This window comes from Roseovarius sp. (assembly GCF_048262375.1).
Classification (GTDB): Bacteria; Pseudomonadota; Alphaproteobacteria; order Rhodobacterales; family Rhodobacteraceae; genus Roseovarius.
On sequence record NZ_JBLXFE010000013.1, the window covers coordinates 12,928 to 26,066 of the forward strand.

The 13,139-nt window shown below is 58.8% G+C and carries 13 protein-coding genes; 3 read left to right on the top strand and 10 right to left on the bottom strand.

Annotation, left to right across the window (positions count from 1 at the left end; all coding sequences use genetic code 11):
- Positions 1-8 precede the first annotated feature (8 nt).
- Both ahcY and ACN0SW_RS14065 read right to left on the bottom strand, forming a co-directional pair.
- A complete protein-coding gene (gene ahcY / locus ACN0SW_RS14060) occupies positions 9-1,397 on the bottom strand; it encodes an adenosylhomocysteinase (RefSeq protein WP_417728554.1) in 1,389 nt (462 codons plus the stop codon).
- A gap of 69 nt (positions 1,398-1,466) precedes the next feature.
- On the bottom strand, positions 1,467-1,781 hold the full coding sequence (locus ACN0SW_RS14065) for a hypothetical protein (RefSeq protein WP_417728555.1): 315 nt from the start codon (positions 1,779-1,781) through the stop codon (positions 1,467-1,469).
- A gap of 155 nt (positions 1,782-1,936) precedes the next feature.
- On the opposite strand from ACN0SW_RS14065, the gene ACN0SW_RS14070 reads away from it, so the two are divergent.
- Entirely contained in the window at positions 1,937-2,857 is a 921-nt protein-coding gene (locus tag ACN0SW_RS14070) for an FkbM family methyltransferase (RefSeq protein WP_417728556.1), read from the top strand.
- 30 nt (positions 2,858-2,887) lie between these two features.
- Positions 2,888-3,481: an HD domain-containing protein gene (locus ACN0SW_RS14075; RefSeq protein WP_417728557.1), complete on the top strand. Its 594-nt coding sequence runs from the start codon at positions 2,888-2,890 to the stop codon at positions 3,479-3,481.
- Here the strand turns inward: ACN0SW_RS14075 and ACN0SW_RS14080 are convergent.
- The 5 genes from ACN0SW_RS14080 to cysQ form a co-directional block, all read right to left on the bottom strand.
- Positions 3,478-4,509 (bottom strand): glycosyltransferase family 2 protein, encoded by a 1,032-nt coding sequence (locus ACN0SW_RS14080; RefSeq protein ID WP_417728558.1) that lies wholly within the window; start codon positions 4,507-4,509, stop codon positions 3,478-3,480. The two genes, ACN0SW_RS14075 and ACN0SW_RS14080, sit on opposite strands and share 4 nt — an antisense overlap.
- A 36-nt stretch (positions 4,510-4,545) precedes the next feature.
- A complete protein-coding gene (gene galE, locus ACN0SW_RS14085; protein ID WP_417728559.1) occupies positions 4,546-5,529 on the bottom strand; it encodes a UDP-glucose 4-epimerase GalE in 984 nt (327 codons plus the stop codon).
- A 21-nt stretch (positions 5,530-5,550) separates the two neighbouring features.
- Positions 5,551-6,444, bottom strand: a complete 894-nt coding sequence (gene galU, locus ACN0SW_RS14090) for a UTP--glucose-1-phosphate uridylyltransferase GalU (RefSeq protein ID WP_417728560.1) — start codon at positions 6,442-6,444, stop codon at positions 5,551-5,553.
- Between the two features lie 194 nt (positions 6,445-6,638).
- A complete protein-coding gene (locus ACN0SW_RS14095; RefSeq protein ID WP_417728561.1) occupies positions 6,639-7,439 on the bottom strand; it encodes a 3-deoxy-manno-octulosonate cytidylyltransferase in 801 nt (266 codons plus the stop codon).
- Between the two features lies 1 nt (position 7,440).
- Positions 7,441-8,238 (bottom strand): 3'(2'),5'-bisphosphate nucleotidase CysQ, encoded by a 798-nt coding sequence (cysQ, locus tag ACN0SW_RS14100; RefSeq protein ID WP_417728562.1) that lies wholly within the window; start codon positions 8,236-8,238, stop codon positions 7,441-7,443.
- Between the two features lie 134 nt (positions 8,239-8,372).
- Here cysQ and ACN0SW_RS14105 point away from each other — a divergent pair, with 134 nt between their 5' ends.
- Complete coding sequence (locus tag ACN0SW_RS14105) at positions 8,373-9,194, top strand: ABC transporter permease (protein WP_417728563.1); 822 nt, start codon at positions 8,373-8,375, stop codon at positions 9,192-9,194.
- A 3-nt stretch (positions 9,195-9,197) separates the two neighbouring features.
- Here ACN0SW_RS14105 and ACN0SW_RS14110 read toward each other — a convergent pair whose 3' ends face one another.
- From ACN0SW_RS14110 to ACN0SW_RS14120, 3 genes are all read right to left on the bottom strand, one after another.
- Positions 9,198-10,820, bottom strand: a complete 1,623-nt coding sequence (locus ACN0SW_RS14110; RefSeq protein ID WP_417728564.1) for a mucoidy inhibitor MuiA family protein — start codon at positions 10,818-10,820, stop codon at positions 9,198-9,200.
- A gap of 97 nt (positions 10,821-10,917) precedes the next feature.
- A complete protein-coding gene (locus ACN0SW_RS14115; protein ID WP_417728565.1) occupies positions 10,918-12,195 on the bottom strand; it encodes an amidohydrolase family protein in 1,278 nt (425 codons plus the stop codon).
- Positions 12,195-13,139, bottom strand: coding sequence for an ABC transporter permease (locus tag ACN0SW_RS14120; protein ID WP_417728566.1), 945 nt, complete (start codon positions 13,137-13,139; stop codon positions 12,195-12,197). Before ACN0SW_RS14120 ends, ACN0SW_RS14115 begins: the two co-directional genes overlap by 1 nt.

A 13,139-nucleotide genomic window follows, 5' to 3' on the forward strand; every position in this document is an offset into this window, starting at 1 on the left:
CGAAATGCTCAATAACGATAATGCTCGGGCTTGAACGGACCATCGGTGTCAACGCCGATATAATCCGCCTGATCCTGACGCAATTGGGTCAGCTTGACCCCAATGCGATCAAGATGCAGACGGGCAACTTTTTCGTCAAGATGTTTGGGCAGCACATAGACCTCGTTGCCGTACTGATCGCCCTTGGTCCAGAGCTCGATTTGCGCCAGTACCTGATTGGTAAAGCTGGCGGACATCACAAAGCTCGGGTGCCCGGTGGCATTGCCGAGGTTCAACAGGCGCCCCTCGGACAGCAGAATGATCCGGTTGCCCGAGGGCATCTCGATCATGTCCACCTGATCCTTGATGTTGGTCCATTTGTGGTTCTTCAGGGTTGCCACCTGAATTTCATTGTCGAAATGGCCGATATTCCCAACAATCGCCATATCTTTCATCGCGCGCATATGCTCGATGCGGATCACGTCCTTGTTGCCGGTGGTGGTGATGAAAATGTCGGCGCTTTCCACCACATCTTCCAGCACGACCACCTCGAATCCATCCATTGCCGCCTGCAACGCGCAAATCGGATCGACCTCTGTCACCTTGACGCGCGCACCGGCACCGCGCAGTGACGCTGCCGATCCCTTGCCCACATCGCCATAACCACAGACCACGGCCACCTTGCCCGCCATCATCGTGTCGGTGGCGCGACGGATACCGTCCACAAGGCTCTCTTTACAGCCGTATTTGTTGTCGAACTTCGATTTGGTGACAGAGTCATTGACGTTGATCGCCGGGAACGGCAACTGCCCTTTCTTGTGCAGATCATAGAGACGGTGCACGCCGGTCGTCGTTTCCTCGGACACACCCTTGATCTGATCGCGGACCTTGGTGAACCAACCGGGGCTGGCCTTCATCCGCTTGGCAATCTGCGCCTTGATCACCTCTTCCTCTTCCGAGGCGGGAACCGGGATGATGTCCTCACCCGCTTCGGCCCGCGCGCCAAGCAGCACATAGAGCGTCGCATCGCCGCCATCGTCGAGGATCATGTTCGGGCCATCCTCGAACATGAACGATTTGTCGAGGTAGTCCCAATGCTCTTCCAGCGTCTGACCCTTGATCGCAAACACTGGCGTGCCGCCTGCGGCAATCGCCGCCGCCGCATGGTCCTGCGTGGAAAAGATGTTGCAGGACGCCCAGCGCACATCGGCCCCCAGTTCAACCAGCGTTTCGATCAGCACGGCCGTCTGAATGGTCATGTGCAGACTGCCAACGATCCGCGCATCCCGGAGCGGCTTGGCTTCGCCGTATTCCTTGCGCAGCGCCATCAGCCCGGGCATTTCGGTCTCCGCAATATCCAGTTCTTTGCGCCCATAAGCGGCGAGGCTGATGTCCTTGACGATGTAATCTTTTGCCATCTGAGGTGGCTCCTTGCATAAGAATTTGCAAGGCAGATAGCACTCACCCCCCCTTTGGGCAATGCGCGATTAGCCCGCCACCCCCTCAGCCACCCGTGGCGTGGCATCGTGCCAATGCTGTCCCGTGGCCACGACACAACTGACCCCGTCAGGCCGGGTCACAAAGACGGTAAAACTCCCCGTCTGATCCGACGCCCAGACCTCCAGCAATTGCTGAGGGCTCTGCATTCCTCCGCCGGTCAGATGTTCGTTATAGCGCCCCGCCAGCCGCTCAATCAGATCGACACGGGGCAAACAGGTCATCGCTTGCGCTTGCGCAGCCTCTGGTGGCGCAAGCGCGGCAGCACCAAAGATGACAGCGGCTGAAAAAAGACGTTTGAACATGGCTACTCTCCTCTGGCTTGGCGCATCTGCGCCGGTTTCCATGATGCCAATTTGGGAAGCCATCCTCCCCGTTGCACTAAAATTCAGAGCACAAGCGCGTGTGGCGCATGTGTTTAGGGTTTGCGCCCAGGGCGCGCTTTGCCTACCTCTGCCTCATGACAGCACCAGATCGCCTCACCTTCTCCAGCCCCGCCGCGCGGGTGCAATATATTCTCCTGATGGGTCTCTTCCGGCTGGCCGTCACGCGCGGCCTCTATGGCCGGTTTGCTCGCGGTCTCGGGCGAATTTTTGCCCCCGAGAATTCGGTTACCCTGCATGCCGCCGACGCCGCCCCCTACCGCATCGCCCTCAATGACGGATACTGGACCCGCTTCGCTCTCTACCGCGCGCCCTATGAACCCGAAGTTGACGCGGTCTTGCGCGCCGCCGCCGGGGCCACGCCGCTGTTTTGCGATTTGGGGGCCAACATGGGCTATTGGACCACCCGCGCCGCGCCGCTTTTCGAACAGGTGATCGCGGTTGAGGCATCGGCCCAGACCTACGAACGGTTGTACGGTAACGCCGCACAACTGTACGGAGTCACTCTGCATCACGCCGCTATTCACGCCACCTCCGGCGAGGTGCTGACCTTCGTCAACACCCACCTTAGCCACGCCTCCGCCCGGTTGATGGGGGACGTCCCGGCAGGCACAGACGACCGGACCGAGAGCGTGGCAACGCTCGCCATCGACGATCTTGTTCCCCCCGGCACCCCGGCCCTGATCAAGCTTGACGTGGAAGGTGCCGAGGTGTCCGCCATCACCGGCGCTGCCCGTGCCCTCGCCCAAGGGTCCGTTCTGATCTACGAGGATCACGGCAACGATCCGGCCTGCGCGGTCAGCGCGCATTTGTTGGCACAGCCCGGAATGTGTCTCTATTCAGCTGAAAATGGCCTGATTCCCATGCCTGACATCACGACGATCCGTGCGCTCAAGACCGATCCTTTCAAGGGCTACAACTTTCTCGCCGCCCGCGCGGACTCTCCTTTGCTGGCCCGGATTGCACAGGGCTTTGCAAAACCGGATCAGCCGCGCTAATCAGGATTGTTCAACACTGCCGGAGGCCCCATGTCCAAACCTCGCGCTTGGCAAAAGATGCTCTCGGGTCGCAGGCTCGACCTGCTCGATCCCACCCCGGTGGACATCGAGATTGAGGATATTGCCCACGGCCTCAGCTTTGTTGCCCGTTGGAATGGACAGACTCTTGGCGATTTTGCTTACTCCGTGGCAGAGCATTCCTTGCTTGTAGAAAGGCTCTATTCCCGCCTAAATCCATCCGCGCCCGCCAAATGGCGGCTTGCGGCCCTCCTGCATGACGCGCCCGAGTATGTGATCGGAGACATGATTTCCCCGGTCAAGAACGCGGTCGGACCCGGCTATGACGATCTCGACAAACGTCTCGCGGCGGCCATTCATATCCGTTTTGGCCTGCCCGCCACGATCCCGGCAGAGGTCAAGAAGCAAATCAAGAAAGCCGACAAAATCAGCGCTTGGATGGAAGCTACGGAAATCGCGGGTTTTACCGTTGCCGAGGCTGATCGCTTCTTTGGCAAACCCGACCCGGTGATGATGCAAGGGCTCGGTATCACACTGCGTCCTCCGGTCGAGACGCGGCAGGATTATACCTCGCAATATCAATATCTTATGGCTGAAATGAACTAAATCCAGCCGCCGCGCGACATGAGGCCCATCGCTTCGAGTTGCCGCCACCCGGTGAATCGCGTCGAGCTCTCACACCATAGGTCCGGATCGCTCCGCAAGGCGTCATAATAGCCAGTATAGAGACTACTATTGGCGAAATGCTCCTGCCGCTGTTTTTCTTCGACGGCGCGCTCGACCACCGTGTTCATAAATTTACTATGCAAGAGGATGCCCGAGGTCATCTCACCCCCGACACTGTCATAGACATGATTGAGGTGACGGGGCAGCAGCGAATGCGCCGAACTTACATAAGCATAGCGCCGGTTCCATTTCACCAACGGCACTTTTCCCATGGTGGGCGCACGACGCGGATCGTCCGCAAAAAACATCCTCGCCCGCGGACCTCCTTGAATCCACAGGTTTTGCAAATCCAGCTTACGCCGTATCGCGTAATTGCCGGAATCGAACCAACAAAGCGCCTGAAAAGGGTCTAATCCAGCCTCATAGCGGTATTCTGACAGTCGTCCTTGTGGATACATATCCAGCATGAGCGTACCAAAGGACCGAAGATTCTGATCCTCCAGCCATGTGCAGAGTGCGGGGAGGGGCCGTGTGTCATGATAGGGATAGATCAGACACTCATCCGCATCAAGCGTCAGGCACCAGTGCCCATGGCCATACCGCATCTGCAAGACTGTCAGCCAATCGACCCCAAATCTTGAGAGCTTATAGCTCTGCTGCGTCGTCCAGAGCGAGATATCCGCCTGTGCCGCCAAATACTCCCGTGTGCCATCATCACTCGCGTTTTCAACCATGAGGAAATGCCGGACCCCCAAACGCCGATGATGGTCAAGGAAATAGGGCAGGCGCAGCGCCTCGTTGCGCACCGTGCTGAAACATAGGACATCATCGGGGGTAATTCGTGCTGTATTGTCTCTAACACAGCGCAATTGATGCCTTTTGCGAAAACTGCGCCAGAGCAAGCGCCGCCGTTTCCACCGCAGACGATAGGCCATCGCCAGATCGCTGATCCCCTCGCCTTTGCCCATGTGGTCTCCGTGATCCCTCAAGCGATTGCGTCAGCGTTATTTGTCGTAATGTCCAGTTTGATGCCAGCGCAGGGCGTCGCCGATCATCTGCCGCAAGGTCGAGCGTTTGGGCTGCCAGCCAAGCTCTTTCGTAGCGCGAGTCGAGCCTGACACCAGCCTTGTACAGTCACCGGCCCGCCTCGGCCCCTCTATTACAGGCACCGTGCGGTTGCTTACCGTCGCAGATTGATCAATCACCTCACGCACCGAAAATCCCGTTCCAGTCCCCAGATTGAACGCCCGGCTGCCCTTGCTCTCTTCCAGCCACTTCAAACCTAAAAGATGCGCGTCCACCAAGTCACAAACATGCACATAATCGCGGATGCAAGTGCCATCAGGTGTATCGTAATCGGTGCCAAAGATCGTCAGCGCATCGCGCTTGCCTTCAATCGCATCCAAGATCAGTGGGATGAGATGAGTCTCTGGTTGGTGAAATTCACCAATCTCGGCCGCTGGGTCGGCTCCGGCCACGTTGAAATAGCGAAATATCACATGCCGGAGCCCATGTGCGGCCTCGAAATCGCGCAGAATGTCCTCAATTGCGCGCTTGCTCGCCCCATAGGCGTTGATTGGGTGCTGTGCACAGGATTCATCCAGAACCACATTGTCCTGATTCCCATAGGTGGCGCAGGTGGAAGAAAACACAAGGTCCAGACACCCTGCGGCCACAGCCGCCTGCATCAGGCAGAGCGATCCGGCAACGTTGTTGTGCCAGTATAGACCCGGATTACTCATGCTCTCGCCGACTTGGCTGAGGGCGGCGAAATGCATCACTGCAACTGGCTGATAGGCGGCAAATATCTGGTCGAGCCGAGTGCGATCAGTCAGATCACCTTGCTCAAAGGGGCCAAATTTAACGGCCTCCTGCCAGCCGGTGCTCAGATTGTCATAGGTGATGGGCGTATAGCCAGCCGCCGCCAATGTCTTGCAGGCATGGCTGCCGATATAGCCCGCTCCGCCTGTGACCAAAATATTCGTCACCGCCGGTCCCTTCGCAGTTTGTTACTGAGCAGCTTGTTCAGAGTGCACCATGTCCGAAATGTAATTCCACAGATCATCCCGCAGGTCGTCGCGCGCCAGAGCAAAGGCAACAGTCGCCTGTAGGAAGCCCGCTTTGGACCCACAGTCGAACCGCTGCCCCTGAAAGCGGAAACCGTAAACCTCTTCACCCTCTTCGCGGGCCGCATCAATGGCATCGGTCAATTGGATTTCGCCACCGGCCCCGGTTTGTTTGCGGTTAAGTTTTTGCAACACGGTGGGGGTCAAAATATAGCGGCCGATCACCGCCAGATTGGATGGGGCGGTGCCAGCCTCGGGTTTTTCCACCATGCCCTTGGTCGACACGATGCTGCCCATGTCCTCTTTCACATCAAGGATGCCGTAGGATTTCGTCATGGAATCAGGTACTTCCATAGCTGCTACGATATTGCTTTGTGTCTCTTCAAAGGCCTCGACCATCTGCGCAAGACACGGTTTGTCGGCCGCAATGACGTCGTCCGGCAAAATAACAGCAAAGGGTTCGTTCGAGATTAACCGCCGTGCGCACCAGACCGCATGCCCCAGACCCAGCGGCTTGTGCTGGCGCATATAGGCCACCTCACCACTGTCCATATTGGTGGATTTCAGAATTTCGAGCAGATCGTCTTTGCCCTTGCGGCGCAATTCGGCCTCAAGCTGGGGAGCGTAGTCGAAATAATCCTCCAGTGCTCCCTTGCCGCGCGAGGTGATAAAGATGAATTCCTTGATCCCAGCGGCGCGCGCCTCGTCTATGGCGTATTGCACCAGTGGGCGGTCGACCAGTGTCATGATTTCCTTGGGTACGGATTTCGTTGCTGGAAGGAACCTTGTCCCAAGTCCAGCGACAGGAAAAATTGCCTTGGTAACCTTCGTACGCATCACCTGATCCTATCTCGTTTCTCAGTTCAGTTTACACAACAGCAAGGAGCTTTGCATCGTGTTAAGAGTGGAATCCGCGAATTGTTGCTAATTCGCGAACTCACCGCGATGCTGCAAGAAAATTGAGTGTCGTTTGTCTTTATCTACACATTCTGCGAAGACATCCAAGGATGTCGGTCGTTTCCCCCCAAGGATCAGGCCATGCCCATCTCTCGCATCATTGCCTCGATCCGGGGCACATCCTCGGGGTTGTTCAGTTCCCAGAATTGACGCCCTCGCGCCGCGACCTCGACGCAGAGCACTGCGCGCCCTCGTTCCAGAAATCGAAGCTGCTCCAGACCTTCCAGTTGCTCCAGCGGCCCGCAAGGCCATGTCGCGTAATCACGCAGAGCCTGCGGGCGATAGGCATAGACACCTACATGGTGAAAAACCGGTGTTGCCTCTTCCGGCTCATAGCGCTTTGCGGTGTAGGGGATCACTTCCTTTGAGAAATAAAGCCCGCGCGCACCCTCTCCAAAGACTGCCGTGGTCCCGCCAACCCGACCATTGGCCCGGTCCTCGAGAAATCCGTTTAGCGCACGCCCGTCACAGCGCAACACGGGCGTCGCCACCTCGGCCCCCGCATCCGCGCGCAGTCCAGCCACAAGATCCTCGACGAACCAATGCGGCGTTAGCGGCGCATCGCCTTGCAGATTGACGACGATGTCAAATTCACCGCCCATGACCTCGAGCGCCTCGGCGCAGCGCTCTGTACCATTTCCACAGGTCTCTGAGGTCATTACAACCTCGGCGCCGAACGCTTCGGATGCGAGCCGAATTCGGTCATCATCGGTGGCAACGACCACACGGTCTACGCCCTGCACTTGACGTGCGGCCTCCCAAGAGCGCTGGATCAGGCTCTTGGCCTCGCCCGTTGCCCCTGTCAATGTGACCAATGGCTTGCCCGGATAGCGGGTCGAGGCATAGCGCGCCGGAATGACGATCAACACGCTCATGTCAGGCTCCTTTCAATGCCACGCCGGGTGCAAGTGCGATAAAGAATGGATTGGCAAAGTCTGACTTGCCATAGGTCAGCGGCTGATGATCCTCAAAGCGCACCACCTGCCCCCCGGCACCGCTCAGAACGGCATGACCTGCCGCTGTGTCCCACTCCATCGTCCGGCCCAAACGGGGATAGAGATCGGCCTCGCCGGTCGCCACCAGACAGAACTTGAGCGATGAGCCAGCACTTGTCATGTCTTTGACCGCATATTTCCCGATATAGTCATCTGTTGCCTGATCGCGGTGGGACTTGCTTGCCACAACCATTAACGCCGCATTGTCAGGTTCCGAAACGCGAACGGCCCGCACCCTGCCGGGCACATCCATGTCAAACGGGCCGTCCTCTTCGACGGATGACCCATCCGACAGCGTGTAGAACATCCGCCCTTTGGCCGGTGCATAAACTACGCCGCGCGTGGGCACGCCGGCCTCGACATAGGCGATGTTGACCGTAAAATCACCGCGCCGGTTGATGAATTCCTTGGTTCCGTCAAGCGGATCGACGATCAGGAACGTCATTGCTGTTTCGCCATGCGAAGCTGCTTGTTCCTCGGTCACCAGTGGCACATGCGGAAACTCGCTGCGCAGCCCGGCAGAGATGATCGCATCCGCCGCCTCGTCTGCCTCGGTCACAGGGCTTGCATCTGACTTCACTTTCACCGCGAAATCGTCCGCCTCATAGATCTCCATGATCCGCTCACCGGCCTCAAGCGCCAGTTTGCGCATCACCGAGATCAACCGTTCATACTCCAAATCGCCGCTCCTTTGCCGTCAAGGCGCCACTTTGCGCCGTTAAACGATGGATTACCCGTATACCCTTATGATATCATCGGACCGGGACAGCAAGAAACCCGGACCACAAAAGCATAGGCCAGCGGTACTTTCCAATGTTCAAAACCACGCGTCCACGTTCAAGGCTGCACTCAGCAATCGTGATTGCTGAGTTGATTTATTATGCAGCGGTTCGGGATGTCCGCAAAAGCGATGGAAATGCGATTGTCGCTCTGGCCAAGAATATCATGACCGTTGTTATCATGGTTCTGGCCTTCTACCTGATGTTTAGCGTGCTGGGCCTCAAGGGAACTAAGTTGCGTGGCGACTTTCTGTTGTTCATGATGTCTGGCATTTTCATGTACATAACCCACATCAAGGCGTTGAGTGCGGTCGTTGGTGCAGAGGGACCGTCATCACCGATGATGCAGCACGCGCCGATGAATACGATCATTGCGATTTCGTCTGCCGCGCTCAGCTCGCTCTATATTCAGGTTTTGTCTCTGTTTGTGGTGCTGTTTGTTTATCATGTGGGCTTTGTGCCAATATCTATCCATCAACCCATTCAGGCTTTTGGAATGCTGCTTGCGGCTTGGTTCACGGGCGTTGCTGTCGGGCTCGTCCTCGTGGCGATCAAGCCGTGGTCACCCGGTTTTGTAACGATTTTCTCGTCGATTTATCAACGCGCCAACATGATTGCCTCGGGCAAGATGTTCGTGGTCAACACCCTGCCCACGTTCATGATGAACATGTTCGACTGGAATCCATTGTTTCACATCATCGACCAAACTCGTGGCTTTGTTTTCATAAATTACTTCCCGCACAGAACCTCTCTTGAATATCCGATCTATGTCGGGCTTAGCCTGTTGATGATAGGGTTGATGGGCGAGTTCTACACGCGCCAATACGCATCCAGCAGCTGGGAAGCGCGGCGCTAGGCATCACTGGCGCAGCACCTTGCCGTCTGGCCATCTGAGGCTGGTGTTCAAGGTTATTTTGCGCATCTGGCTGGCGGGCAGATCAAAAGTCCAGGCCAGAATGCCGCGTGCGCCGTCGATATCGCGTTCAGAGGGCATTGGATCAGCCGTCCAAGTGATTTCGAGATCCTCTTGCTCTGAGACGGGAACGCGGTCGATCACGCGCAGCGGCCAAGCTATGCCGGTCAGGTTTTCGACGGTGATCTCGACGGCTTCTGTCTGTTGGTTGGATTTGGAGAGAATGCCCCTGTCGCCCTCGTTGCGATCCGTCACCAGCCGGGTCAGGCGCAGGCCCTCTATGGGACCAAATGATATGTCCGCTTCGGCCCCGTCCGCGATCAGGTCGAGCCAACGTTGCCCGACATAGCGACCATCCAGATAAAACCGCGCCTCTGCAGTGGGCAGGAGCAATTCGCCGGTGTCATTGGTCAACCGCGCCACGAGAAAGGCTGTTGGATCACGCATCGGCACCGCCTGTGCTACGATTTCGGCTTCAGTTTGCAGCGGGGCCAGCATCAGGCGGACACGGTCAGCGCCAGTGGTGACACTGACGGGCGCGGGGTAGCTGTAGGTGACGGAAAGCCCGTCAAAGCTGGCGGTTGCCATGTCGGCGGCGGGTGCCCCTGCCATCGGCGCGGCCAGCGTCATGAATGCGGATTCGGCCTTGCCGCGTGCCATGGGTTGGATCTCCTGTGGATCCTCAATGCGCGGCACCCAAGGCCAGATTTGTCCCGGTTCGGTCTGTTCAGAGGGGCGCAGGGTTGAAAGAGTAAGTGCGATGTCATGCCAGTTTTCGCCCGTGGATTGCTGCACAAAGGCACCCCGCTCTACTCGCAATGCGCCGCTGTCGCGCGCCAGATGCAGATCATAGAGCGGCTGCCAGCCCGCATCAGGAATGGTATAGATCACGGTGAGCGTGCCTTGGGTCTCTGTATCAGTGGTGATCGCCACGGCGAGCATGGCGCGGGCCTCATCCTCGGGGACGAGTGCGTTAAGCGCCTGCCTCGCCGCGTCGCGCGCCTTGATCTGGTCCTTGAGGGCACGTTTGGCGGCTTCGGCGCGGCGGGTGGCGGTGGTTTCGGCTTTGCGGGCCTCTAGGGTTTCGCTGCCGATCACATTGCTCAGATCGCGCAACTGATCCGGCGTCATCGTCGCGGTCCCCTCACCCTGTCCGATTTGTCCGAGAAAGGTGATGCGCGCGCGGGCGGCCTCGGCCTCAAGCTCGATGTCTGCGATGTCTTCACGGGCCCGCCGCAACGCGTCTTCGAGCCGCTCCACCTCGGCGCGGGCGTCGATTAGTGCGGCGCTGTCGGGGGCATCGCGCGGCGGCACATAATCGCTGCGGGTTGTCACACCGCCCATGCGCGCGCCGTTGATTGCAACCCGCACCGAAGCCAGCGGCGTGCCCTGTGGCAGATCGGCGAGGATGAGGTCATGTTGTCCGGCTGGGGCGCTAAAGGTCACCTCGCGGGTCACCGTCGCGCCTTGCGGATAGAGGGTGACGGCGCTGACGCTGCTGGAGAGGGCGATGTCATCGGCCATGGCAGGCAGGGCGAGGCAGGTCAGAGGTAGGAAAAGGGCACGCATGCGAAACACTCCTGAACGGTTTGGTCGATGTTCCCGCCTTAGTGCCCAAGGTGCAAGCCTACCGCGTGGTCATCGGGTGCGATAGGCCGGGATGCGCCTATGCGACTGGGTGCCGCCGCCGCACCGATCCCGGCCGCCCCGGCAGGCGGAGCGTGGCATCACCGCGCGGTGTGTGGGCGATGATGCGCCCCTTTGACACCACCGCAAGACGGGCCGCGCGCAGGCGCAACGCCTCGATTGGGTCACCTGCGTCTAACACCACGAGCGAGGCCATAGCGCCAACGTGCAGGCCATATCCGTCCAGCCCAAGGATGCTTGCATTCTGCTGGGTCACCATGTCGAAGCAGCGCCGCATCTCTTCGGGGCTACTCATCTGGGCCACATGCAGGCCCATGAAGGCGACGTCGAGCATGTCAGCGGTGCCAAGGCTATACCACGGATCACGCACGCAATCCTGACCCCAACCAACGGTGATGCCATGTGCCTGCATTTCCTTGACCCGCGTTAGCCCGCGCCGTTTCGGAAAGGTATCGTGCCGCCCTTGCAGCATGATGTTGATCAGCGGATTAGGGATCGCTGCGACACCTGCCTCGGCCATCAGCGGCAGGAGTTTGGAAACGTAGTAATTGTCCATCGAATGCATTGAGGTCAGGTGTGATCCGGCCACCCGCCCTTGAAGTCCGAGGCGCTGTGCCTCACAGGCCAGCGTTTCAATATGGCGGCTCATCGGATCGTCGCTCTCGTCACAGTGCATGTCCACCATCAGACCACGCGCCGCCGCAATCTCGCAGAGTTCGCGGACCGAGGCCGCACCGTCGGCCATGGTGCGTTCAAAATGCGGGATGCCACCCACCACATCGACGCCCATATCAAGGGCGCGCAGCGTGTTGGCGCGGGCGGTGGGATCGCGATAGAACCCGTCCTGCGGAAAGGCAACGAGTTGCAGGTCGATATAGTCTTTGACCTTGTCGCGTACCTCCAGCATTGCCGCCACACCCTTGAGACTGTTGTCGCAGGTGTCGACATGGCTACGGATTGCCAAGAGGCCCATCGAGGCGGCCCAATCGCAATAGGTCAGCGCGCGGGCGACCATCTCGTCTTGCGTCACGATCTGCTTGAGTTCGCCCCAGAGACCGATCCCCTCCAAGAGCGTGCCCGAGGCGTTGATACGCGGCAAGCCGTAGCTGAGCGTCGCATCAAGGTGGAAATGCGGATCGACAAAGGGAGGGCTCACAAGATCGCCGGTGGCGTCGATCACTTCCCCGGCCTCGGCCCCGCCGAGTTGGCCTATCGCCGTGACCCGATCGCCTTTGATGCCGATATCGGCCACGGTGCCATCGGGCTGCGTGCCGCCCTTGACGATGAGATCGAACATCAGCGTTCTCCCTTGTTGAATGGCACCATCAGCGCAGCGGGCACCTCTGCGCGGCGCGACATGACGATAAGGGCGAGGATCGAGAGGACATAAGGCGTCATCAGGAAGATCTGATAGGGTATATCCGCCCCCAATGGTGTCTGTTGCACCCGGATCTGCAGCGCGTCAAAGGCGGCAAAGAGCACCGCGCCCAACAGCGCCTTGCCCGGCTTCCACGCGCCAAACACGACAAGCGCGATGCAGATCCAGCCACGCCCGTTGACCATCTCAAAGAAGAAGGAATCAAACGCCGACATGGTCAGGAACGCGCCACCTACAGCCATCAGCCCCGATCCGACGATCACCGCTCCCATACGCAGACCGGTGACCGACAGCCCCTGTGCCGCGACCGCCGCCGGGTTCTCACCCGCCGCGCGCAGAGCAAGACCAAGGGGTGTGCGATAGAGAATGAGGCTGACCACGACCACTAGGATAAAGGCCAGATAGGTCAGCGGAGTTTGTGAAAAGAGCGCCGGGCCGATCAGGGGAATCTCGGACAGAACCGGGATTTCCCATGGTTTGAAGGCTGCGATCTTGGGCGGGCTTGTCACCTCTGGCAGGGCAAGACGGTAAGCGTAATAGGTCGAGGACGTAGCCAATAGCGTCACCCCCAGCCCCACCACATGCTGCGACAGGCCGAAGGGCACGGTCAGCAGGCTATGCACCGCGCCAAAGCCCATGCCCACCACCATCGCCACAGCCACACCGGGCCAAAGGCCCAGACCGGAATAGACCGCCATCCACCCGGCAAAGGCGCCCGCCACCATGATCCCCTCAATCCCGAGGTTGAGCACGCCTGCGCGTTCGCAAATGAGCTCGCCCAGAGTGGCAAAGATCAGCGGGCTGGCAATGCGGATCGCGGCGGCCCAGAAGCTGGCGGAGAAGAGAATATCGAGAATATCCAT

Coding starts and splice junctions, on each gene's coding strand:
- ahcY (WP_417728554.1), bottom strand. CDS start 1,397: ATGGCAAAAGATTACATCGTCAAGGACATCAGCCTCGCCGCTTATGGG.
- ACN0SW_RS14065 (WP_417728555.1), bottom strand. CDS start 1,781: ATGTTCAAACGTCTTTTTTCAGCCGCTGTCATCTTTGGTGCTGCCGCG.
- ACN0SW_RS14070 (WP_417728556.1), top strand. CDS start 1,937: ATGACAGCACCAGATCGCCTCACCTTCTCCAGCCCCGCCGCGCGGGTG.
- ACN0SW_RS14075 (WP_417728557.1), top strand. CDS start 2,888: ATGTCCAAACCTCGCGCTTGGCAAAAGATGCTCTCGGGTCGCAGGCTC.
- ACN0SW_RS14080 (WP_417728558.1), bottom strand. CDS start 4,509: ATGGGCAAAGGCGAGGGGATCAGCGATCTGGCGATGGCCTATCGTCTG.
- galU (WP_417728560.1), bottom strand. CDS start 6,444: ATGCGTACGAAGGTTACCAAGGCAATTTTTCCTGTCGCTGGACTTGGG.
- ACN0SW_RS14095 (WP_417728561.1), bottom strand. CDS start 7,439: ATGAGCGTGTTGATCGTCATTCCGGCGCGCTATGCCTCGACCCGCTAT.
- ACN0SW_RS14105 (WP_417728563.1), top strand. CDS start 8,373: ATGTTCAAAACCACGCGTCCACGTTCAAGGCTGCACTCAGCAATCGTG.
- ACN0SW_RS14110 (WP_417728564.1), bottom strand. CDS start 10,820: ATGCGTGCCCTTTTCCTACCTCTGACCTGCCTCGCCCTGCCTGCCATG.
- ACN0SW_RS14115 (WP_417728565.1), bottom strand. CDS start 12,195: ATGTTCGATCTCATCGTCAAGGGCGGCACGCAGCCCGATGGCACCGTG.
- ACN0SW_RS14120 (WP_417728566.1), bottom strand. CDS start 13,139: ATGGATATTCTCGATATTCTCTTCTCCGCCAGCTTCTGGGCCGCCGCG.